Genomic DNA, 22,753 nt, shown 5'->3' on the forward strand with positions numbered 1-22,753 from the left:
GGTAAGGTCCTCTGAAAAACGAGATAACCACCTAGTAAAAGGCGCCGAAGACCATTACACTACGCTGGTAGGGCATATACCCTACTTCAGTAGTGTAGTTAAAAGTAAGTCACAAAAAAAAACCGACCCATAAAGGGTCGGTGGAAAGATTCTGGCCTATTTCGAGGGCCGGGCCAGAACCTGAGAGACTGGTAGTATCGCATTACACGGTGCCATTTGCGGGTAAATCTTTTATTTACCCGCCGCGAAGCGGCCGGGTTGTGACTGGACACAATGAGTGTCTTGTCACAACCCGGCCGCTTCTCGTTTGCCTCCCTAATCCGGGCGTGCCCGGCAGATTATCATAGTGCCGGAACCCGATAAGGATAATCCCCGCGCGGTATTGGCTCAGGCTGCATTTCGGAATCTTACGCAGCAAGACTTCGCAGACCGCTATCATTGCGACGATCGAATCCGTAGACGAAAGACTTTCTCCTCAATGAACATCGCCATCGAAGATCCCGCCCAAGCCGACATCATTGCCCTGCTCGAACACGGCGACGCCGAAGCCGCGAGCCTGTACCCGGCAGAGAGTAACCATCTGTTGCCGATCGACGCGTTGCGCGAACCCAGCGTGCTCTTTCACGTGGCGCGCGACGCAGCCGGCACAGCGCTGGCGACCGGCGCGGTGGTCCTGAAAGGCGACTGGGCGGAAGTAAAACGCATGTGGGTCGAGCCGCAGGCACGTGGCCAGGGACTCTCAAAGACCATGCTCGCGACACTCGAGCTCAAAGCCCGTGCGCACGGGGTGCGCTGGCTGCGCCTTGAAACCGGCGTCGACAGTCATTCGGCCCTAGGCCTCTATCGACGTGCGGGCTTTGTCACTCGCGAGCCGTTTGCGGATTACCGTCCCGATCCGTTGAGTGTGTTTATGGAAAAGGATTTGTCCCTGAAGACGCTGGTGTAACAGCACGCACGGCCGAACTGCCGCGCAGACTTTAGCGCACCAGCAGACGAGCGAGCGTTGCGCGCTCTTTCTCCGTGCTCAAGGTCTGAACACCCAGCGGCGAATCCGCTGCGGCGCCGGATTCCCAGCACCATTGAAGCGTGTCCCCAATAGTTTGCGCCACCGGGCGGAACGTAAGCCCCTGCCCGAGCGCGCGCCGATTGTCCGCCTCGAAGATCCCGCCGGCTTCGGCATCGTCTTCAGCGATCCATAGCGGCAGTTCGGTCCAGCCTTCGATCTCCGCGGCGCGAACCTCGTCGTCCGGAGTCCATACGAGTTCGGCGTCGTTTCCGGCTATCCGCACGCACTCGTCGAGGAACTGTCCCATCGTCAGCGCGGCCTGTGGACCCACCGCGTGATAGACGCCGGCAACGCGATCCTCCGCGAGGCGGACCGACCACTCGGCAAGATCCCGCGCATCGATAAACTGAACCGGCCGCTCGCGACGCCCAGGCGCCAGGACCTGTCCACCCGCCGCGACCCGGCACGGCCAATAGGTAAACCGCCCGGTGGGGTCGTATGGACCGACAATCAGCCCCGGCCGCACCACCGCGGCCCGGCCCGGCATGGCCGCCAGAAGCGCTTCCTCGGCGCGCGCCTTCAGTGCGCCGTAGCCTTCATGACCCGCAACCACGGCCGTGCTTTCATCGTAGCGGCGCTTCGGCGGATACGTGCCGTACACGGAAATGGTCGACACGAACGTGTAGTGTGCGGGCGGCTCACCAAGCGTCGAGAGCAGCAGATCGATCTGCTCGGGACCGTAAGCCGACGGGTCGATGACCGCGTCGAACCGGCGGCCCGCCAACGCCGCCAGATTCGTGTTCCGGTCGCCGGTCAGCTTTTCGGCTGCCGGGAACAACGTGGGATTCCGAAGACCGCGATTGAACAGCGTCACCTCGTGCCCCCGCTCCAGGGCCGCCTCGGCAATATGGCGGCCAAGAAACAAGGTTCCCCCCATGATCAGCACTCTCATGCTCGCTCCATCGCCACATCAGGATCACTACGCTCATGCAACATCATCGCAGATGCGTGCTGCGCACATCCACCTCCGGCTTACCGGCCGATAAACACGTCGCGATAAGCGCCGTAGATCGACAGCAGCGGCACGGCGGTCAACACCGGTGTGAGCACCAGGGCGCGCAGGGCCAGCGGGACCATCGGTGCGAACAGTACGGCCACGGTCATCGCAGCAAAGTACATCAGCGTCACGGGCCAGTTACGTGCGGCACCGCTGAGGCTTGCGATCATGGCGTCATGCGGGGTCATGTCGTGCAGCATCACCAGAGCCGGTGCGAAGCAGGCCGAGGCGATCGCGACAGCGAAGATCGACGCGCCGAGCAGCGATTCGAGCGCACCGCGCACGCCATGGTCGCCACCGTAGCTCATTGAAAAGTTGTGCACGCCGGCTGCCGTGACCGACATGTTCAGCGAGACATGGAACGTTGCCAGCAGGATCAGATAGCCCACCGCGACAATTGCTGCGCCGTACAACCCAATCACGCACAGCGAGTTGCTGCGCCGCGCCAGCGCCGCGAACATCTCACGCACCGATACGGGTTCGCCCTTGCTGGCGCCGTCCTGCACGAACATCAGGCCGCCAACCGCGAGCGGCGCCAGCAGCACCGCCAGCGGGCGCAGCAGCGGCAGAAAGCCCAGCAGCGTCGCGAAATCGGCGCAGATCAACAGAACGCTCAGCCACAGCACCGGCTGCATGCTCAGGGCGCGTACGCCGCTCACCAGCCAGTCGGCGATATGCAGGGGATTGACTTCTCTTCCACCGGAAAAAGGCAGTGCCGGCGCACGATGGAGACGGGTTTGCTTAGAAACGTCGCTCGGATAATCGATGTTCATGACAGTTTCCTCAGTTATAGCGAAAGGTTTATACGTACTACTAAGGGTTCGGCAATTCGGTACTTCAGCGTTCGGGTATTTCAGCTACTTTTTATTCAGGACGGCTGCTGGCGATCGAGACTCGCCGAGACGACGTCGAGTTGTCGCTTTACATAGCGCGATACGGCGCGCCAGGTAATTCGTGTCAACCAGATGCACAACGCAAGACCGATGAGACCGATAGGCAGCATCACGATCGCATAGGTGTATTCGCTTCCCGATGTCGCCACGCGGATCTTGTGGTGGCCGTCGTCGATCGCCACCTTGCCGTCGCCGATATCCACGGAATCCGGGCCGCTTTGTGCCGTCACGTGACTCGGCTTGCCTTGCTGGTCTTCCTGCAGCGTGACGTGGTCGCCGTCGTCGGTGGAGATGTCCCAGACCATCGACTTGGCATCCTTGCCGGTGCGGGCGAGCGATACATGCTCGTCGTCATCTTTCAGATCGAGGTCGACTACGTCGTCGCGCGCAATGCTCCACGTGCCGTCTTTCTCTTTCGTCAGCAATTGCCGGGCGGCGTCGGAGGTCGCTTCGAACTTGAAATTGTCGTCATCCTTCTTGATTTCGATAGCGCCGGCGCGAGTCACGAGCGAAAGCTTGCTGTCGTCCTGCAGATCGATCACAAAGCGATCGCCGACGATTTTCAGGCCCTTCAGGTTGCCCGGGGTGTCGCTATCGCTATCGTCCTTGTCCGCTTCCTGCGTGCCCGACGCGTCGGACGCACCCGCTGCACGGGCAACGCTCGCGCCGAGATCGTGCGCCCCCTTCGCGTGCTCGCTGTTGCTAAAACCGAATGGCAGCGTCTCGTGAGACATCTTGCCGAAGAAGTGATGGCCGCTCAACGCAATCACGCCGACCAGCCCAGCAATCGTGAGTCCCACCGACACCGCGTAGCCCGCCGTCAGCAAAGCCAGGTACACCATGAACGGGATCAGCAGCAGGACATTCAGCAGGCCCAGCGCGGAGATCGACATGATCACGCGAATCAGGTTGCCGAACGAACGGCGGTCCTGCCACTGCCGGTAGCTTGCCTGTGCCTTCAGTTCGCGGGCGAGCTTGACCGGGTCGCCCAGTGCTGCGATCACTTCTTCCTCGCGGCGCCCAGCGGCCAGCGCGTCGCCAATGTACTCGCGATAATCCGCAATGATTTCATCGACCGCAGGCTTCGGCAGACTGCTCAATTCCTGCCGTAGTGCTTCAATGAATACTTCCTGCTTCATGGGGTATCCCCTGTGTTCGTTTTTGTAGCGGGTTGCAACAATACGCCGTTGACTTCATCCACGAAACTGCGCCATTCCTCTTCCATCTCCAGCAGACTGCGGCGACCTGTGCCCGTCAGCGAGTAGTATTTGCGTGGCGGCCCCGAGCTCGACTCGACGAGGTAGGTCGACACCCAGGCTTCGGCTTGCAGGCGGCGCATCAACGGATAAATCGTACCTTCGCTGATTTCCATTGTTTCCGCGAGCGTCGACACCAGTTCGTACGCGTAGCTGTCCCCACGGGCCAGGACGGCTAATACGCACATATCGAGCGTTCCCTTTTTTAACTGCGTTTTCATCAAATTCCACGGGTGTAGTGTGTGGTGCAAGGTACCGTGCTATGCACTGTCACCGGACGGACTGCTGGCCTCGGTGACCATGGCTGAAATGTAGCAGGGTCTACTGTTTTATGCAAGGTACCGTTTTATACATATCTCTGAGGTGAGGATTTGGGGTGGTGAGCGCCTCTACCCGAGCGCCTCTTTGCCGAGCGCCTCTATGCCGAGCGCCTCTATCGTCACATCCAGCAGGGCCCGCAGGCGCGCCACCCGCCGCAAGTCACGATGGTACCCGAGCCAGACGTCCCGGCCGGGCGGCGCTTCGCCCAGATCGATCCGCCGCAATCCAGGAGTCGTATCGCCCAGCGGACACGGCAGCACCGCAAAACCGCCCCCTTCCGCACACATCCGCGCCTGCGCGCCCCGGTTGTTGCTGCCGAAGGCGATCCGCGCCTTCGGCAGCATGCGCCTGACCCACGCCACATCGGGCAGCGTGCCAAACGCGCTATCCATGCTGACAAGCGTGTGCCCTTCCCCGTCGCCGGCCCGCGGCGCGACGAGGTCGATGCGCCCGTACAAGGCGTATTCCATATGCATCAGCTTGCGCTGGATGACATCGGCCTCCTCGAACGGCGTGATGCGAAACGCCAGATCGGTCTCGCGGCGGGCCAGGTTGTAACGGCGCGAATCCGTCACCAGTTCGAGCGACACGCCCCGGTGTTTGGCGAGAAACCGCGCAAACACGGGCGTCAGCACATGGACGCCAAACCAGTCCGATGACGATACGCGCAGCAAGCCGGTCAGATGCGCGTCCTTGCCGGCCAGCGCTCGTGTGAAACCAAGCGCCTCTTCTTCCATGCGCTCGGCATGGGCGAGAACCGCGGCGCCTTCGTCGGTCAGCACGAAACCGTCGCGGGTGCGCTGGAACAGCGCGTGCCCCACGGTCTCCTCCAACGCACGCAGACGCCGCCCCATAGTGGGCTGGGTCTGGCCCGTTTGTCTCGCCGCTGCGCCGAGCGTGCCGTTGCGGGCAATCGCCAGGAACACGCGGACGTCACTCCATTCCAACTCCCGGTCAGTCATTTTTGTTTGTCATTCTGTCAAAAATGTTGATTTACATACCATTTCGCATGACACAGTATGAAGGTATCGAAGCACTGACTCAACCGGAAAGGAAATCATCATGTCGATGCACGCCCTCGTTCTCAACCGCTATCACGGCCCCCTCGAACTCACCGAACTGGCACGGCCGAATCCGGCGCACGGTCAGGTGCTGGTGCGTATCGCAGCGAGCGGCCTGAATCCGCTCGATACAAAAATCCGCGCCGGCAGCGGCGAGCATGCAAAGCATCCATTGCCGCTGGTTCTGGGCATCGATATGGCCGGCGTAGTCGAAGCGGTCGGCCCCGGCGTCGACGCCTTCAAGGTGGGCGACGAGGTGTACGGCATGACCGGCGGAGTTGGCGGCATTCAGGGCTCGCTCGCCCAGTACGCAGCCGTGGACGCTAACCTGCTCGCGCTCAAACCGGCGAATCTGTCGATGCGCGAAGCCGCCGCCCTGCCGCTCGCCTTTATCACGGCCTACGCGGGTATCGTCGACCGGGCGCGGCTGCAGGCCGGGCAAACGGTACTGGTCCAGGGTGGCGCGGGCGGCGTCGGGCACGTCGCGGTTCAGCTCGCAGTCGCGCTTGGCGCCCAGGTGTTTGCCACGGCCAGCGCTCGCGATCACCACTTCGTCGCGAGTCTCGGGGCGACACCAATCGACCATCGCACGCAAAGCGTCGAGCAGTATGTAGCAGCCTTAACCGAGGGACGCGGCTTCGACGTGGTAGTCGACACCGTAGGCGGCCCGACACTGGATGCCTCGTTCGCGGCCGTCAAACATTTCGGGCACGTGGTGAGCGCCTTGGGCTGGGGAACGCATGCGCTCGCGCCGCTCTCGTTTCGCGAAGCCACCTACTCGGGCGTGTTCACCCTGTATCCGCTTCTGAGCGGCGAGCATCGCGCGCATCATGGCGCCATGCTTCGCGAAGCCACGCGTCTCGCGGAAGCCGGCAAACTCCAGCCGAGACTCGATGCGCGCCGCTTCGATCTGGCTTCAGCAGAACTGGCTTACGAAGCCATCACAAGCGGCACAGCGCGCGGAAAAATTGTGGTGGAGGTGGCATGAGCGGGCGGTGCCCAGCCTGCTTCCATGAAGCAGGAAAATGCCCGGCGGCTCACGAACCTAGATAACCAGCCGCGAAACCTTGGTCCCTTCCAGCGAAATGCCGGCCATCAACCCTGCGTTGGTCAGCACGAAGGCCACCACCGGGCTCATCGCCGTCGACGTATCCAGATTGCCGTTAGCCCCGATCTTCGCCAGCGCGACGGTTGCATCGGCACCAGCTGCCCAGCCTTGGCTTTGCGTGAAGCGGTCGAGCGCTTCCTGCGTCAGGAAGGCGAAGATGATCGCCTTGGATTGCGCGCCAATCTGCAACCCAAACGAACCGGCGACGGTGCTGTAGTAGCCGGTGGTCTGGCCATCGACGCGCAAGCCGCCCTGCCCGTACTGCCCACCGAACCAGAAGCCCGCCGCAAACACAGACGGAAACACCAGCACCCCACGCGCTTTGCCGATGATCTCCCGCGAACCATTCACGGTGCTCTGCAAGCGCGCGAGTGTCGAATCAATACCGGCGTTGATAGTGTTGCGCTTTTGCGTGTAGTCCTCGGCGGTCTCACCCGAGCCGAGCGGTGTGGTGGTGCAACCTGCCAGTGTCAGGCCGCTCGACGCGAGGAGCACACCGGTGCCGGTAATGAATTGACGTCTGTGCATCGTGGCTTTCCTATGAAGAGAGAGTTGATCGACCGCCAGCGCAAACCACGTTAGTACGGCATTGAAGTCGCTTTTGCGTCCCTCTGCAAGCGTTTCATTGGAATGACATACGGGTGTGCCCGATGACGAATGTCAGGAGCGAAGTCACGCGGTTGGAGATGGGACCGTTGTCGATGCGCCAAGTTCGAATCCACACTGCGATACGCACTACGTTTGCCCGCTACAATAGCGCCCAATCCAGTTCGACTCGAGGTTCCGGCTATGCGCTTTCTTCGTTTGCTGTTGTCTGGCCGCTCTGTCCGTCTGCTGACGGCGGGGCTGTTTGCAGCGTTCGCACTCGGCGGCTGCGCCGGGTGGTTTGGCAACAACGATCCGCTGCACGTCAGTATCGCCGGGCTCGAGCCGATCGCCAGCCAGGGGGCCGAGATGCGCTACAACGTAAAGCTGCGTATCCAGAACCCAAACAGCGGCTCGCTTAGCTTCAGCGGCGTCTCCATCGATCTGCAGCTGAACGGTGCCGACTTTGCCAGCGGCGTCAGCAATCAGCCCGGCGAGGCGCCGGGCTATGGCGAGACGGTTGTCAACGTGCCGGTGACCGCGCCGGCCTTTGCGGTGGTGAACAAGGCCTATTCGGTCGCGGGCAGCGATACGCCGCCCGGCGAGTACCCATACATCTTGCACGGCAGGCTCGCAGGCGGCCTGACGGGCGGTGGGACGCGCTTTCTCGATCAGGGCGTGCTGTCGCTGCCAAGATCCGGGCCGGGCCTGGCCGGCCAGTGAAACAGAGTCAGGCGAGTGAGGAGCATCGCCTGACCGTGCAGCGCATCCAAGCGGCGCCTCCTCTTCCAGCCTTAGCGGCTAGCCTGAGGCGCCGCCGCTTACACCACTTCGAACAGACCCGCTGCGCCCTGCCCGCCGCCGATACACATCGTCACGACCACCAGTTTCGCGCCGCGCCGCTTGCCTTCGATCAGTGCGTGTCCGGTCAGACGCGCACCCGATACGCCGTACGGATGGCCAACCGCAATCGCGCCACCGTTCACGTTGAGCCTGTCCTGCGGGATGCCGAGCTTGTCGGCGCAATACAGCACCTGCACGGCGAACGCTTCGTTCAATTCCCACAGGTCGATATCCTCGACCTTCAGCCCAGCCTGCTTGAGCAGCTTCGGCACGGCGAACACCGGACCAATGCCCATCTCGTCCGGCTCGCAGCCGGCCACCGCAAAGCCGCGGAAAATGCCTAGCGGCTGCAGGCCTTCGCGCTCGGCGACCTTCGCGTTCATCACCACAGCGGCCGACGCACCGTCGGAAAACTGGCTTGCATTGCCGGCCGTGATCACGCCGCCCGGCATCGCCGTACGAATCTTCGACACGCCCTCGAGCGTGGTATCTGCGCGAATGCCTTCGTCGGCCGCGATCGTCACTTCCCTGGTGAACAGACGCCCGCTCGCCTTGTCGGCGACGCCTGCCAGCACTGTTAGCGGCACGATCTCGTCGTTGAACTTGCCGGCCTCCTGAGCGGCCGCCGCGCGCTGCTGCGAACGCACGCCGTATTCGTCCTGGCGCTCTTTCGAAATCGAATAGCGCTTGGCGACGTTTTCGGCGGTCTGCAACATCGACCAATAGATCTCAGGCTTGTTCTGGTTCAGCCAGCCCTCGAACATCATGTGGCGGTTCATCTCGTTCTGCACGCACGAGATCGACTCGACCCCGCCCGCTACGAACACGTCGCCTTCGCCGGCGATCACGCGCTGTGCGGCGAGCGCAATCGTCTGCAGGCCCGACGAGCAGAAACGGTTGACCGTCATCCCCGGCACGCTGACCGGCAGACCGGCGCGCAAGGCAATCTGCCGCGCGATATTGCCGCCCGTTGCGCCTTCCGGATTCGCGCAGCCCATGATCACGTCTTCGACGCGGGCCGGGTCGAGTTTGGCGCGTTCGACCGCGGCTTGCGTCACATGGCCGCCCAGCGTCGCGCCGTGCGTCATGTTGAAAGCGCCGCGCCACGATTTGGCAAGACCCGTGCGGGCGGTCGATACGATTACGGCGTCAGTCATGCAAGTCTCCTGCTTCAAATGTTGAGTGTGGTTCGCTCGCAGCGGTGAACCGCTGAACCGGCTGACCGGTAAACCGGCGCACCGCGCCTTATCCTATGTTTCAGCCTGCCAACCCGCGGGCCTTCATTGACCCAGCAGCTCCGCGGACTGCACGCGCCTGACACCTGCGGCATGCAGATCGCGCCAGGCGGCGTCGAGCGAACCGTTGAGATCGATGGCGCGCGAAGCGTCCTCGATCAGCGCAACTTCAAATCCTGCTGTCCGGGCATCGAGCGCGGACCAGCCAACGCAGTAATCCGTCGCAAGGCCGCAGCACCAGACGCGTTTCACGCCCACTTCGCGCAGATAACCGGCGAGACCGGTGGGCGTCGTGCGGTCGGCCTCGAGAAAGGCCGAGTAGCTGTCGACGCTGGCATGGTGCCCCTTGCGGATCACCGCGCGCGCATGGGCAATGTCGAGGTCGCGATGCAAAGCGGCCCCGGGCGTGTCCTGCACGCAGTGGACGGGCCAAAGCACCTGCTCGCCATACGGCAGCGCGAGCATCTCGAACGGCGAGCGGCCCGCGTGGTTAGCGGCAAACGAGACGTGCGAAGCCGGGTGCCAGTCCTGCGTCAGCACCACGTGACTGAAGCCGCGCGCGAGCCGGTTGATGACCGGCACGACTTCATCGCCATGCGCAACGGCTAGCGCACCGCCCGGCATGAAATCGTTCTGCACGTCGATGACCAGCAGTACGTCCTCGGCATCTTTCATCGCGGCACCTCGCGCCATCTCGCTCACCTTGCTCACTTCACTCAGTCCGCTTACCGTTGGACAGCTGGGCAGCCTCTGCCGAACAGATGCGTCTAGCCGTTGAACCCGCGCCCCTGCCCGGCGAGTTCCGCAATGCTCGGCGCCAGTTGCCACGCATCGCCGTTCGCACGCGCCGCATAACCGCGAATTGCCCGCTCGACGTTGTAGAGGCCCACGGTGTCCGCATACAGCATCGGGCCGCCGCGATAGAGCGGGAAACCGTAGCCGGTGAGGTACACCATGTCGATATCCGACGCCTTCGAGGCGATGCCTTCTTCGAGAATCTTCGCGCCTTCGTTGGTCAATGCGAACACCAGACGTTCGACGATTTCCGCGTCGCTGATCTTGCGGCGCTGCGCGCCCGTCTCCTGGGAGTACGACACAATCATCTCGTCGACCAGCTTCGACGGATACGCCGTGCGGTCGCCCGCCTTGTAGTCGTACCAGCCGCTGCCGGTCTTCTGCCCGAAGCGGCCTGTCTCGCACAGACGGTCGGCGATCTTCGAGTAATGCATGTCCGGATGTTCCTGATAACGGCGCTTGCGGATCGCCCAGCCGATATCGTTGCCGGCGAGATCGCTCATACGGAACGGGCCCATAGCAAAGCCAAACTTTTCGATGGCCTTGTCGACCTGCGCCGGCAGCGCGCCTTCTTCGAGCATAAAGAGCGCCTGGCGGATGTACTGCTCGATCATGCGGTTGCCGATGAAGCCGTCGCACACGCCCGACACCACTGCCGTCTTCTTGATCTTCTTGGCCAGTTGCATGACGGTGGCGAGCACGTCTTTCGCCGTTTCCTTGCCGCGCACGACTTCGAGCAGCTTCATCACGTTGGCCGGGCTGAAGAAGTGCATGCCGACCACGTCCTGCGGACGCTTCGTGAAAGCAGCGATCTTGTCGACATCGAGCGTGGAGGTGTTCGAGGCGAGGATCGCGCCGGGCTTCGCCACTTCATCGAGGCGCTTGAACACCTGTTCCTTGACGCCCAGTTCTTCGAAGACCGCTTCCACGATCAGGTCGGCGTGCTTGAGATCGTCGTAGGAGAGCGTGGGCGTGATCAGCCCCATGCGCTGTTCCACTGCCTCGGGCTTCAGCTTGCCCTTCTTGACGGTGGCTTCGTAGTTCTTGCGGATCGTCGCGAGGCCGCGGTCCAGTGCTTCCTGCTTCGTTTCGAGCAGCGTGACCGGCAGACCCGCGTTGATGAAGTTCATCGCGATGCCGCCACCCATCGTGCCGGCACCGATCACAGCCACCTGTTTGATCTCGCGAACCGGCGTATCCGAAGGCACATCGGGAATCTTGCTCGCCGCACGCTCACCGAAGAACGCATGACGCAGCGCACGGCTTTCCGGCGTTTGCACCAACGCAACAAAGCACTCACGTTCGAACGCGAGGCCCTTGTCGAAGCCGTTCTTCACACCCGCTTCGACCGCGTCGATACACTTGAGCGGCGCGGGAAAATTTTTCGCCATCGCGGCGACGGTGTTGCGCGTGAACTGAATGAAACCTTCCGCGTTGGCGTGCTCGATCTTGCGATCGCGCACCTTCGGATGCGCTCCGGCCTGCGCACCGACCTTGCGTGCGAAAGCCAGCGCGGCTTCAGCCAGATTGCCTTCCACCACCTCGTCGAACAGTCCCGAGCCGGCGAGCTTCTCCGACATCACCGGCGCGCCCGAAACGATCATGTTGAGCGCGGCTTCCAGGCCGACTGCACGCGGCAGACGCTGCGTGCCGCCAGCGCCCGGCAGGATGCCGAGTTTCACTTCCGGCAGCGCGATCTGCGCGCCATGCGCCGCGATCCGGTAATGCGCTCCAAGCGCGAGTTCCAGGCCACCGCCCATCGCGACGCTGTGAATCGCGGCGACCACCGGCTTCGTGCTGCCTTCGACGGCCTTGATGACCGTGTGCAGCGTCGGTTCCTGGGTCGCTTTGGGAGTATTGAATTCGGTGATGTCGGCGCCGCCCGAAAAGGCCTTGCCGGCGCCCGTCAGCACGATGGCCTTGATGGCCGGATCGTTCTGCGCGCGCTCGAGCCCTTCGACGATGCCGGCTCGCGTCGACAGACCGAGCCCATTGACCGGGGGATTGTTTAGCGTAATGACGGCAACGCCGTCATGAGTCGTATAGTCCACTGCCATCTGCCTGCCTCCATGCGGTAAGGCCGCGCATTACGCACTGCCTGTGCCGGTTCATTGTCCGACATTCCGGGTCAGCAAGCAGAATACACAAAAAAGCACGCTCGTTCAATTTATTGCGGAAAGGGTTTCCCCTGGGTCATTGACGCAATGCGTCAGGTCGCACCTTCGAGCGCCGACGGCAGCACGTGATCGCGGAAGATCTCGCGCAACTTCAGCTTCTGCAACTTGCCCGTGGCCGTATGCGGCAACTCGCCGACGAACACCACGTCGTCGGGGATCCACCATTTCGCGACCTTACCCTGATAGAACGCAATCAGCTCGTCGCGCGTCACCTCGACGCCCTTACGCTTGACCACCACCAGCAAAGGCCGCTCGGTCCACTTCGGATGCGCGCACGCGATGCACGCGGCCTCCGCCACTGCGGGGTGAGCGATCGCGACGTTCTCAACGTCGATCGAGCTGATCCATTCGCCGCCTGACTTGATCACGTCCTTGCTGCGATCGGTGATATGCAGAAAGCTGTCCGGATCGATGGTGGCCACATCGCCGGTCGGAAACCAGCCGTCGACGAGCGGCGAATCGTCATTGCGGAAATACCGGTCGATCACCCAGTGTCCGCGCACATGCAGATTGCCGAACGCAACGCCGTCCCACGGCAACTCATTGCCGTCCGGGTCGACGATCTTCATATCGACGCCGTAGATCACGTGGCCCTGCTTCTCGAGCAGTTCGCGCTGCTCGTCAGGCGAGCGCTGCGACTGTTCCCACGTGAGCTTCGCCAGGGTGCCAAGCGGCGACATCTCGGTCATGCCCCACGCGTGAATCACTTCGACGCCGTACTCGTCCTGGAAGGTGCGCAGCATCGCCGGCGGACAGGCCGAGCCGCCGATCACCGTGCGGTTGAGCGACGAAAAACGCACGCCGGCCTGCTTCATATACGTGAGCAAGCCGAGCCAGACGGTCGGCACGCCGGCGGAATACGTAACGCGTTCCGCTTCCATCAATTCGTAGAGCGACTTGCCGTCGAGGTCCTTGCCGGGGAACACGAGTTTCGCGCCCGTCAGCGGCGCCGCGTGCGGAATGCCCCATGCGTTCACATGGAACATCGGCACAACAGGCAGCACCGAGTCTCGCGCGGACAGGCTCATCGCATCCGGCAGCGAAGCACCGTACGCATGCAAGACCGTCGTGCGATGCGAGTACAGCGCACCCTTCGGATTGCCGGTCGTACCCGAGGTGTAGCAAAGATACGAGGCCGCGCGCTCGTCGATCAGCGGCCATTCGTAGACGCCATCCTGCGCGGCGAGCAGGGTCTCGTAACTCAACACAGAGGTCTGCATATCGGGCAGGTGCGCGTCGTCTGTCAGCGCGATCCAGCCGCGCACCTTGGGACACTGTGGCGCCAACGTATCGATCAGATCGGCGAAGCTGATATCGAACAGCACATAGCTGTCGTCGGCATGATTGACGATGTAGGCGATCTGCTCGGGAAAAAGACGCGGATTGATCGTATGGCACACCGAGCCGAAGCCGGTCGTGCCGTAGTACGCCTCCAGATGCCGGTAGCCGCACCAGGCCAAGGTGCCGATCCGCTCGCCCGGCTGCACGCCGAGCGCGATCAGCGCCTGGGCCAGTTGTTTGGCGCGCTTTTCGCAGTCGCGGTAGGTGTAGCGATGCATATCGCCTTCGAGCCTGCGCGAGACGATCTCCGTGTTGCCGAAATGCCGCGCGGCATGCGCCAGCAGCGACGACACGTTGAGCGGCGTGTCCATCATCTGGCCCAGCAACGGCGTCGTCATAAGCAGCGGTCTCCTCGCGGTATTTGTGTCATCTCTCTCAGGTCGGCTGGCTCGCGGCGACTGGCTGGTTCGACCACTGGCGGAGCGAACAACCGGCCGGCCAGCAGCGCCGCGGGCGCCGACTTACAATATCGGTTAATCCAGAGGCGCTCAACATGTCGTTTTCCCCAAGCATTGCCGGCCTGTCCGGGCCGATGGCGGCGTTCGCCGAAGCCCTCGGCACCTCGCGCGAAGGCGCATTTGCCCAACTCGGCGGCGTCTTTATGACCCGCTTGCCGGCTGCGCCGCTCAGCGCCCCCTATGTGGTCGGGTTTGCCGCCGATACGGCCGCGTTGCTCGGCCTCGACCCTGAAGCGGTGCGCGATCCCGCCTTCGCCGAGTTCTTCTCCGGCAACACCACCCGTGACTGGCCCGCGGAGGCGATGCCTTATGCGTCGGTGTACTCGGGACATCAGTTTGGCGTGTGGGCCGGGCAACTCGGCGACGGCCGCGCACTTGGCCTCGGCGAAGTCGAGCACGACGGTGCCCGCTATGAGCTGCAACTCAAGGGCGCTGGACGCACGCCTTATTCGCGCATGGGCGACGGCCGCGCGGTGTTGCGCTCGTCGATCCGCGAATATCTGTGCTCGGAAGCGATGCACCACCTTGGTATTCCGACCACGCGCGCGCTGTGTGTGATCGGCTCCGACCAGCCGGTGCGCCGCGAGGAAATGGAAACGGCCGCGGTCGTCACGCGGGTCGCGCCGAGCTTCGTGCGCTTTGGCCACTTCGAGCATTTCTATGCGAACGATCGGGTCGACGCCTTGCAGTCGCTCGCCGATCACGTCATCGAACGCTTTTATCCGCACTGCAAGGAAGCGGACGATCCGTATCTGGCGCTGCTGAACGAAGCTGTGTTGTCCACGGCTGATCTGCTCGCGCAATGGCAGGCAGTTGGCTTCTGTCACGGCGTGATGAACACGGACAACATGTCGATCCTCGGTCTCACGATCGACTACGGTCCGTTCGGCTTTCTGGATGGTTTCGATGCCGGCTATATCTGCAATCACTCCGATTCGCAGGGACGCTACGCGTACCGGATGCAGCCGCAGATCGCCTACTGGAATCTCTTCTGTCTGGCGCAAGGGCTGCTACCGCTGCTGGGTCAGCAGCACGACGAAAGCGTGCGCAGCGAGGAAGCGGTCAAAGACGCGCAGCGGGTACTCGAAGGCTTCAAGGACCGCTTCGCGCCCGCACTGGAGCGCCGTATGCGCGCCAAGCTCGGCCTGCAAACCGAACGTCCTGGCGATGACGCCCTGGCCAACCGTCTCTTTGAAGTCATGCAGGCGAACCGCGCGGACTTCACCCTCACGTTCCGCAATCTGGCCCGCGTTTCGAAGCACGACGCGAGCGGCGACGCACCGGTTCGCGACCTGTTTCTCGACCGCCCGGCCTTCGATGTCTGGGTGAACGACTACCGCGCGCGGCTGTCCGAAGAAACACTCGACGATGCTGAGCGCGCCATTGCAATGAACCGCGTGAACCCCAAATTCATTCTCCGCAATCATCTGGCTGAAACGGCGATTCGCCGCGCGAGGGAGAAGGACTTTTCGGAAGTCGAGCGGCTGGCGCAAGTGCTGCGCCGTCCTTTCGACGACCAACCGGAACACGAAGCTTACGCCGCGCTGCCACCCGACTGGGCCAGTTCGCTGGAAGTCAGTTGCTCGTCGTAAAACTCGCGTTGGCGTGCTGCTGCGTGGTGCCGTTTCTTCGCAGCAGCACGCGTAGCGTGGATGAGCCAGCTCCCTGGCAGACCCGACCCAGAATCAGACCCAGATAGAGACAACCCGAGACAGGAACCGACCATGAACTCCGACGACACCAAGACCTCCCCCGCTGCGGTGCAGAAAGACGATGCCGAATGGCGCAACCAGCTCTCCGACATCGAGTATCAGGTCACCCGCCACGCCGCTACCGAGCGCCCCTTTACCGGCCGTTACCACGATCACTGGGATCGGGGCATCTACGACTGCGTCTGCTGCGGCACACCGCTATTCGAATCGGACACCAAGTTCGACGCCGGCTGCGGCTGGCCGAGCTACTTCAAGCCGATCAACGGCGAAGTGATCGCCGAGAAAACCGACCGCTCGCATGGCATGCTGCGCATCGAAGTGCAGTGCAAGAATTGCGGCGCCCATCTGGGCCATGTGTTCGAGGACGGTCCGGCGCCGACCGGGCTTCGCTACTGCATTAACTCGGCTGCGCTACAATTCGAGCCCAAGTAACGCAACGCAGGCAACGCCAGCCCCGGGACAGACGCGATAAACCCTTCAGCCAGCTTGCGAACCGGCCACCTGGCGCCGGCCGCCAGCCGGCTGCCGCGACGGGTACACACTGCACGCATAATATGGGCGCAAGGCGCCCTTCACTCCGCGCCTATTTTTCCTCATTCCTCCTCGTCCCCGCCCAGATAATGAAATTCCTGTTCGATCTGTTCCCGATCATCCTGTTTTTCGTCGCATTCAAGCTGTGGGGCATTTTCACGGCAACGGCGGTGGCGATCGTCGCGACGCTGGTGCAGATTGCCTGGGTGGCATTCCGTCACCGCAAGGTCGACCCGATGCTGTGGGTCAGCCTCGGCGTCGTCACGGTGTTCGGCGGCGCAACGCTTGTATTGCACAACGATACGTTCATCAAGTGGAAGCCGACCGTGCTCTACTGGGCCTTCTCGGTGGCGCTGATTGTGTCGCAACTGGCGTTCAACAAGAACCTGATCGAAGCGATGATGGGCAAGCAGATCACGCTGCCGCACCGCACGTGGAGCCAGTTGAGCGTGATCTGGGCGGTGTTCTTCGTGCTGCTCGGCATCCTGAACCTGTTCGTGGCCTACCACTTCTCAACCAACGCCTGGGTCAATTTCAAGCTGTTCGGCGCGACCGGGTGCCTCGTGGTGTTCATTGTCGGCCAGAGCCTATGGCTGTCGAAGTACATGAAAGAAGAAGAGTGATATGAGCGACGACATCTTCCTGCATGCCACGACCACCGAACGCGTCGCGCTGATCGAAACACGCCTCGCCGCGGCGCTCGCGCCGGTTACCTCGATCACCGTGCGCGATGACAGTGCCCAACATGCGGGGCATGCGGGCGCCTCCGCAGGCGGTCATTTCAGTGTCACGATTGTTGCGGTTGCATTCGCCGGAAAGCCCCGCGTGGCACGGCACCGCTTGGTGTATGATGCGCTGGCCGATGCCATGCAGCGAGGCATTCACGCCCTCGCAATCACGGCCTACACGCCCGAAGAATTCGATTTGCTGTCCCGTTAGGAAACTTCCGATGACCTTGAAGAAAACCCGCCTCTGGGTATTGCTGGCCGCTTTTGCGGCTGCGCCTGTGTTTGCACAGAACATCGCCGTCGTGAACGGCACGCCGATTCCCAAAGCACGCGTCGATGCGCTCGTCGCTCAACTCGTTCAACAGGGTCAGCAGGACTCGCCGCAATTGCAGACAGCCGTGCGCGAAGAACTGATCAACCGCGAAATCCTGATGCAGGAAGCGGCTCGCCGCGGCATCCCGAACCGCCCAGACGTCAAGGCGCAAGTCGCGGTCGCCCAGCAGACCGTCGTGCTCCGCGCGTTGATCGAAGACTTCGTGAAGAACAACCAGCCGAGCGACGCGGAAGTCAAAGCACGTTACGACGCGCTCGTGAAGGATGCTGGCGGCAAGGAATATCACCTGCACCACATCCTCGTGGATAACGAAGCCCAGGCCAAAGACCTGATCGCCAAGATCAAGGCCGGTGCGAGCTTCGAAGACCTCGCCAAGCAATATTCGAAGGATCCGGGATCGGGCAAGAACGGCGGCGACCTCGACTGGTCGGATCCGAAGGCCTACGTGCCGGAATTCGCCGCGGCGGCCGAGAAGCTGCAGAAAGGCCAGATGACCGACACGCCGGTGCACACGCAGTTTGGCTGGCACATCATTCGTCTGGACGACACGCGCGATACCGCGCCGCCGCCGCTCGAACAGGTGCGTCAGCAGATCGTTCAGCAGATCCAGCAGGAAAAACTGCAGGCGTTTGAAGAGAGTCTGCGGAAGAACGCGAAGGTGCAGTAACGGGTAGGGGGTTGCGCTGATGGGCTTTTGTCCTGGGGTGTCACCCGCCAACCGCTTACTGGCCGGGCCACACGTTTAGCTTGGCCCGCAAACAACAAAGCCGCCCTTGGGCGGCTTTGTTGTTTTTGACGGCGGCTTCAGATTTCTGCGAGCCTGATTCTCGGCATCACGGCGCCGTCTGGCTCGATGCGGCGGCAGATTTTCACCGTCGCCGCTGCCACATCCGCCGCCGCTACACCCACCGCCACTGCCACACCCGCCGCGGCTTGCTTGCCGCGGCCCCTTCCCTTCAGCAGCGTACGCGCCTCAACCCAGCCAGCGACGCGCGTTCTGGAACACGCGCAACCACGGGCTACCGTCGTTCGCGTTCCAGCCTTGCGGATGCCAGCTCATCTGCACCGTGCGATGCACGCGCTCGGTGTGCGGCATCAGGACCGTGAAGCGGCCATCAGGCGTTGTCACCGAAGTGATGCCATCCGGCGAGCCGTTCGGGTTGAACGGATACTGCTCCGTAGCCTGGCCGCGGTGGTCGACAAAGCGCATCGCCACCGCCACCTTCGACGCATCGCCTTGCTGCGAGAAGTCCGCGAAACCTTCGCCGTGCGCGACGGCCACCGGAATGCGCGAGCCTTCCATGCCGCTAAAGAACAGCGACGGCGACTGCTGCACTTCGACCAGCGAGAAGCGCGCTTCGAATTTCTCCGACTTGTTGCGCGTGAACTTCGGCCATGCCTCGGCACCGGGGATCATCGATGCAAGGCTGCTCATCATCTGGCAGCCGTTGCAGATGCCGAGTGCAAACGTGTCCTTGCGGGCGAAGAAGGCGGCGAACATGTCGGCCAGTTGCGCGTTAAAGCGGATCGTCTTCGCCCAGCCCTCGCCTGCACCCAGCACGTCGCCGTAAGAGAAGCCGCCGCATGCAACGGCACCCGCGAAATCGGCGAGCGTGGCGCGGCCAGCCAGCAGGTCGCTCATATGCACGTCGTAGGCGTCGAAACCGGCGCGGTCGAATGCATACGCGGTTTCGAGGTGCGAGTTGACGCCCTGCTCGCGCAGGATCGCCACGCGCGGGCGGGCCCCCTTGGCGACAAACGGCGCGGCCACGTCTTCCGCCGGGTCGAAGCTCAGCTGCGGCGTGATACCCGGATCGGCGGCATCGAGCAGCGCGTCGTATTCGGCATCGGCACAAGCCGGGTTGTCGCGCAGACGCGAAATGCGCCAGCTCACTTCGCTCCACGCACGATGCAGTTCCGTACGCGGCGCTTCGTAGATCTTCTTCGCGTCGCGATAGATTTCGATCGCGTCGCGTTCGTTGAGCTTACCGATCACGTGCGAGCATGCCGACAGGCCATGTTCTCGCAGCGAGGCCAGCACCGCATCGCGATCCTGAGCACGCACCTGAATCACCGCGCCCAGCTCCTCGTTGAAGAGCGCGCGGATCGTGCGGTCTTCACGGCGGCCGCTGGTCTGCTTGGCCCAGTCTTTGGCGTCGCCGTAGTCGAATTCGTGATTCGGATCGAGCGTCAACATATCGACGTTCAGCGACACACCGACGTGACCCGCAAACGCCATTTCGCAGACCGTCGCCCACAGGCCGCCGTCAGAGCGGTCATGGTACGCGAGCAGCTTGCCGTCGCTATTCAGCGCCTGGATCGCGGCGAAGAAACGCTTCAGGTCTTCGGCGTCGTCGACATCCGGCGTCGTGTCGCCCACCTGCTGCGTAACCTGCGCGAGGATACTGCCGCCGAGGCGATGCTTGGCGCGTCCCAGGTCGATCGCGATCAGCACGGAGTCGCCCGCTTCGTCGACGCGACGCAGTTGCGGCGTCAGATGACCACGTACGTCTTCGACCGGCGCGAACGCCGAAATAATCAGCGAGACCGGCGCGACCACTTCCTTCGCCACGCCCTGGTCGTCCCATTTGGTGCGCATCGACAGCGAGTCTTTGCCCACCGGAATGCTGATGCCGAGCGCCGGGCACAGTTCCATGCCGATCGCCTTGACCGTGTCGTACAGCGCCGCGTCTTCACCCGGCGCGCCGCAAGCGGCCATCCAGTTCGCGGACAGCTTCAGCTTGTCCAGCGACGCGATCGGCGCCGCCGCAATGTTCGTGACGGCCTCGCCGACTGCCATACGGCCCGACGCCGGCGGATTGATCACGGCGAGTGGCGTACGCTCGGCCATCGTCATGGCTTCGCCGCGGTAGCCGGCATAGTCCATCGTGGTGATCGCCACGTCGGCAACCGGCACCTGCCAGGGACCGACCATCTGGTCGCGCGCGGTTGTGCCGCCCACCGAGCGGTCGCCGATCGTAATCAGGAACGACTTGCTCGCCACCGTCGGGTGACGCAGCACGCTCACCGCTACTTCCGACAGGTTGATACCGGTGACATCCACCGGCAGCAGCGTGGTCTCGACGTGCTTGACGTCGCGATGCATACGCGGTGCCTTGCCGAGCAGCACTTCCATCGGCATATCGACCGGCTGGTGCGCGTCGTCGCTTTTCTCTTCGGCGTCGATCAGCTTCAACTGACGTTCGTTCGTCGCCGTGCCGATCACCGCGAACGGGCAGCGCTCGCGCTCGCAGATTGCCTGGAATTCCGGCAGATCGGCCGGCGCAATCGCCAGCACATAGCGCTCTTGCGCTTCGTTCGACCAGATCTCGCGTGGCGACAAGCCACTCTCTTCGAGCTGGATCTTGCGCAGCTCGAAAATCGCGCCTTTGCTCGCGCCGTCCACCACTTCCGGGAACGCGTTCGACAGACCGCCCGCACCCACGTCGTGAATGCTCAGAATCGGATTCTTCTCGCCGAGCTGCCAGCAGGCGTTGATGACTTCCTGCGCGCGCCGCTCGATTTCCGGGTTGCCGCGCTGCACCGAGTCGAAGTCGAGCTCAGCAGTATTGGTGCCGGTTGCCATCGAGCTGGCGGCGCCGCCACCCATGCCGATGCGCATGCCCGGGCCGCCGATCTGGATCAGCAGCGAGCCTTCCGGCAAGTCGTGCTTGTGGGTGTGCTGATCGGAGATATTGCCGATGCCGCCCGCGATCATGATCGGCTTGTGATAGCCGCGCACGGTGCCCGCGACGTTCTGCTCGTAAGTGCGGAAGTAGCCACCCAGGTTCGGGCGGCCGAATTCGTTGTTGAACGCCGCGCCGCCGAGCGGACCGTCGATCATGATCTGCAGCGGCGATGCGATGCGGTCCGGACGACCATAGATTTGCTGCTCGTCAGCCGGATTGCGATGGCCAACCGGCTGAACGGCGTCGCGGGCGTTTTCCCATGCTTCGCGCGCATCCGGCAAGTCGAGGTTCGATACGGTGAAGCCCGCGAGACCGGCCTTCGGACGCGCGCCGCGACCCGTGGCGCCTTCGTCGCGGATTTCGCCGCCCGCGCCGGTCGCAGCGCCCGGGAACGGCGAGATCGCGGTTGGGTGGTTGTGCGTTTCCACCTTCATCAGCGTGTGCGTCAGTTCGACGTGGCGCCCGTAGTGCTCAGCCAGTTCGCCTTCAGCCGCCGGCTTGCGCGGGAACCACCGCTCGGCCTGGCCGCCGGCCATGATTGCCGAGTTGTCCGAGTACGCGACGATGGTGCCCTGCGGATTGAGCTTCTCGGTATTGCGGATCATGTTGAACAACGAGATGTCCTGCTTCTCGCCGTCGATGGTCCACTCCGCATTGAAAATCTTGTGGCGGCAGTGCTCGCTGTTGGCCTGCGCGAACATCATCAGTTCGACGTCGGTCGGGTTGCGGCCGAGCTTCGTGAAGGCGTCGACGAGGTAGTCGATTTCGTCTTCGGCGAGCGCGAGGCCCAGTTCCCGGTTGGCCGTTTCCAGCGCGCCGCGGCCGTGGCCCAGCACATCGACCGTTTGCAGCGGCTTGGCCGGCAGTTCGTCGAACAGATGCATGGCGTGATCGCGCGACGGCGCCACGCTCTCGGTCATGCGGTCGTGCAGCGCGGCGGCGACAGCTTCGCGCGCTTCGTCGGACAACGTCTTCTTGCCAAGCAGGCCGCTCTTGAGCGTCACCGTGTATTCGACGCCGCGCTCGATACGGCGCAGTTGCGTCAAGCCGCAGTGGTGCGCAATGTCCGTTGCCTTGCTGGCCCACGGCGACACCGTGCCGAAACGGGGCACCACGAGAAAGGTCTCGCTGTTGCCGCGTTCCTTGACCTCGACGAACGGGTCGCCGTAGTGCATCAACGCTTCGATCTTCGCACTGTCTTCAGCCGTGAGCGGCGCCTGCGAGTTGACGAAGTGCAGATACTGGCCGTGCACGCCGGTGATGTTGGAGTCGATACGCGTAAGCGTCTCGAGCAGGCGGGTTTGACGGAAATCGGAGAGGGCCGAAGCGCCGGGGAAACACGAGAAGTGGGCCATGGACTTGACGTTGCGTCGATGAGTCGCGCGTGCAGGCGACGTGAAGCGAAAGAGAAGTCCAAGATTATACCCCGGGAAGACCCGCGAGCGGCCCTCCCGCAAGCGTCCGGGCGGTGTATGCGTGCGGTTTTGGCACGCGTCGGCACGCGCGACCGGCCGAATTCCCGATCCTCGGACGCCTGCGCGTCTGGGCCGATTGACTGCTATCATTCGGCGTTTCACCAGATCGGCGCAGCGGTCCTCTGCACGCGCCGCATGTCACGCATAC

19 protein-coding genes are annotated in these 22,753 nt (G+C 63.0%); 8 read left to right on the forward strand and 11 right to left on the reverse strand.

Annotated features, from left to right (window positions below; genetic code table 11):
• Nucleotides 1-478: 478 nt before the first annotated feature.
• Complete coding sequence (locus P3T20_RS27705; RefSeq protein WP_429288444.1) at nt 479-946, forward strand: GNAT family N-acetyltransferase; 468 nt, start codon at nt 479-481, stop codon at nt 944-946.
• Nucleotides 947-977: 31 nt separating this feature from the next.
• Here P3T20_RS27705 and P3T20_RS27710 read toward each other — a convergent pair whose 3' ends face one another.
• The 5 genes from P3T20_RS27710 to P3T20_RS27730 all read right to left on the reverse strand — a co-directional run bounded on the left by P3T20_RS27710 (nt 978) and on the right by P3T20_RS27730 (nt 5,495).
• On the reverse strand, nt 978-1,958 hold the full coding sequence (locus P3T20_RS27710; RefSeq protein WP_429288445.1) for an NAD-dependent epimerase/dehydratase family protein: 981 nt from the start codon (nt 1,956-1,958) through the stop codon (nt 978-980).
• An 80-nt stretch (nt 1,959-2,038) separates the two neighbouring features.
• Nucleotides 2,039-2,836, reverse strand: coding sequence for a BPSS1780 family membrane protein (locus tag P3T20_RS27715; RefSeq protein ID WP_074264744.1), 798 nt, complete (start codon nt 2,834-2,836; stop codon nt 2,039-2,041).
• A gap of 95 nt (nt 2,837-2,931) precedes the next feature.
• Nucleotides 2,932-4,095: a DUF1700 domain-containing protein gene (locus P3T20_RS27720; protein WP_074264745.1), complete on the reverse strand. Its 1,164-nt coding sequence runs from the start codon at nt 4,093-4,095 to the stop codon at nt 2,932-2,934.
• Nucleotides 4,092-4,433, reverse strand: coding sequence for a PadR family transcriptional regulator (locus tag P3T20_RS27725; RefSeq protein WP_074264746.1), 342 nt, complete (start codon nt 4,431-4,433; stop codon nt 4,092-4,094). Before P3T20_RS27725 ends, P3T20_RS27720 begins: the two co-directional genes overlap by 4 nt.
• A gap of 168 nt (nt 4,434-4,601) precedes the next feature.
• Nucleotides 4,602-5,495 (reverse strand): LysR family transcriptional regulator, encoded by an 894-nt coding sequence (locus P3T20_RS27730; protein ID WP_429288446.1) that lies wholly within the window; start codon nt 5,493-5,495, stop codon nt 4,602-4,604.
• A gap of 100 nt (nt 5,496-5,595) precedes the next feature.
• Here P3T20_RS27730 and P3T20_RS27735 point away from each other — a divergent pair, with 100 nt between their 5' ends.
• Nucleotides 5,596-6,582, forward strand: coding sequence for a zinc-dependent alcohol dehydrogenase family protein (locus P3T20_RS27735; protein WP_429288447.1), 987 nt, complete (start codon nt 5,596-5,598; stop codon nt 6,580-6,582).
• Between the two features lie 57 nt (nt 6,583-6,639).
• Here the strand turns inward: P3T20_RS27735 and P3T20_RS27740 are convergent, their stop codons facing one another.
• Nucleotides 6,640-7,230: a BPSL1445 family SYLF domain-containing lipoprotein gene (locus P3T20_RS27740; protein ID WP_429288448.1), complete on the reverse strand. Its 591-nt coding sequence runs from the start codon at nt 7,228-7,230 to the stop codon at nt 6,640-6,642.
• A gap of 261 nt (nt 7,231-7,491) precedes the next feature.
• Here P3T20_RS27740 and P3T20_RS27745 point away from each other — a divergent pair, with 261 nt between their 5' ends.
• Entirely contained in the window at nt 7,492-8,010 is a 519-nt protein-coding gene (locus P3T20_RS27745) for an LEA type 2 family protein (protein WP_429288449.1), read from the forward strand.
• Between the two features lie 98 nt (nt 8,011-8,108).
• Here P3T20_RS27745 and P3T20_RS27750 read toward each other — a convergent pair whose 3' ends face one another.
• From P3T20_RS27750 to P3T20_RS27765, 4 genes are all read right to left on the reverse strand, one after another.
• A complete protein-coding gene (locus tag P3T20_RS27750) occupies nt 8,109-9,287 on the reverse strand; it encodes an acetyl-CoA C-acyltransferase (RefSeq protein WP_429288450.1) in 1,179 nt (392 codons plus the stop codon).
• Between the two features lie 123 nt (nt 9,288-9,410).
• Nucleotides 9,411-10,040, reverse strand: coding sequence for a bifunctional nicotinamidase/pyrazinamidase (gene pncA / locus P3T20_RS27755; protein ID WP_429288507.1), 630 nt, complete (start codon nt 10,038-10,040; stop codon nt 9,411-9,413).
• Nucleotides 10,041-10,132: 92 nt separating this feature from the next.
• A complete protein-coding gene (locus tag P3T20_RS27760; RefSeq protein WP_429288451.1) occupies nt 10,133-12,217 on the reverse strand; it encodes a 3-hydroxyacyl-CoA dehydrogenase NAD-binding domain-containing protein in 2,085 nt (694 codons plus the stop codon).
• A 152-nt stretch (nt 12,218-12,369) separates the two neighbouring features.
• Complete coding sequence (locus tag P3T20_RS27765) at nt 12,370-14,016, reverse strand: 3-(methylthio)propionyl-CoA ligase (RefSeq protein WP_429288452.1); 1,647 nt, start codon at nt 14,014-14,016, stop codon at nt 12,370-12,372.
• Nucleotides 14,017-14,171: 155 nt separating this feature from the next.
• Here P3T20_RS27765 and P3T20_RS27770 point away from each other — a divergent pair, with 155 nt between their 5' ends.
• The 5 genes from P3T20_RS27770 (at nt 14,172) to P3T20_RS27790 (ending at nt 18,108) form a co-directional block, all read left to right on the forward strand.
• Nucleotides 14,172-15,728, forward strand: a complete 1,557-nt coding sequence (locus P3T20_RS27770) for a protein adenylyltransferase SelO (protein WP_074264754.1) — start codon at nt 14,172-14,174, stop codon at nt 15,726-15,728.
• 132 nt (nt 15,729-15,860) lie between these two features.
• Nucleotides 15,861-16,280, forward strand: coding sequence for a peptide-methionine (R)-S-oxide reductase MsrB (gene msrB, locus P3T20_RS27775; RefSeq protein WP_074264755.1), 420 nt, complete (start codon nt 15,861-15,863; stop codon nt 16,278-16,280).
• 188 nt (nt 16,281-16,468) lie between these two features.
• Nucleotides 16,469-17,002: a septation protein A gene (locus tag P3T20_RS27780; RefSeq protein ID WP_074264756.1), complete on the forward strand. Its 534-nt coding sequence runs from the start codon at nt 16,469-16,471 to the stop codon at nt 17,000-17,002.
• Between the two features lies 1 nt (nt 17,003).
• Nucleotides 17,004-17,318, forward strand: coding sequence for a BolA family protein (locus P3T20_RS27785; protein ID WP_074264757.1), 315 nt, complete (start codon nt 17,004-17,006; stop codon nt 17,316-17,318).
• Between the two features lie 10 nt (nt 17,319-17,328).
• Entirely contained in the window at nt 17,329-18,108 is a 780-nt protein-coding gene (locus P3T20_RS27790) for a peptidylprolyl isomerase (protein WP_429288453.1), read from the forward strand.
• A gap of 306 nt (nt 18,109-18,414) precedes the next feature.
• On the opposite strand, the gene purL is transcribed toward P3T20_RS27790, so the two are convergent.
• Entirely contained in the window at nt 18,415-22,485 is a 4,071-nt protein-coding gene (gene purL / locus P3T20_RS27795) for a phosphoribosylformylglycinamidine synthase (RefSeq protein ID WP_429288454.1), read from the reverse strand.
• Nucleotides 22,486-22,753: the final 268 nt, after the last annotated feature.

This window comes from Paraburkholderia sp. GAS206C, assembly GCF_050435645.1.
GTDB classification, from domain to species: Bacteria; Pseudomonadota; Gammaproteobacteria; order Burkholderiales; family Burkholderiaceae; genus Paraburkholderia; species Paraburkholderia phenazinium_B.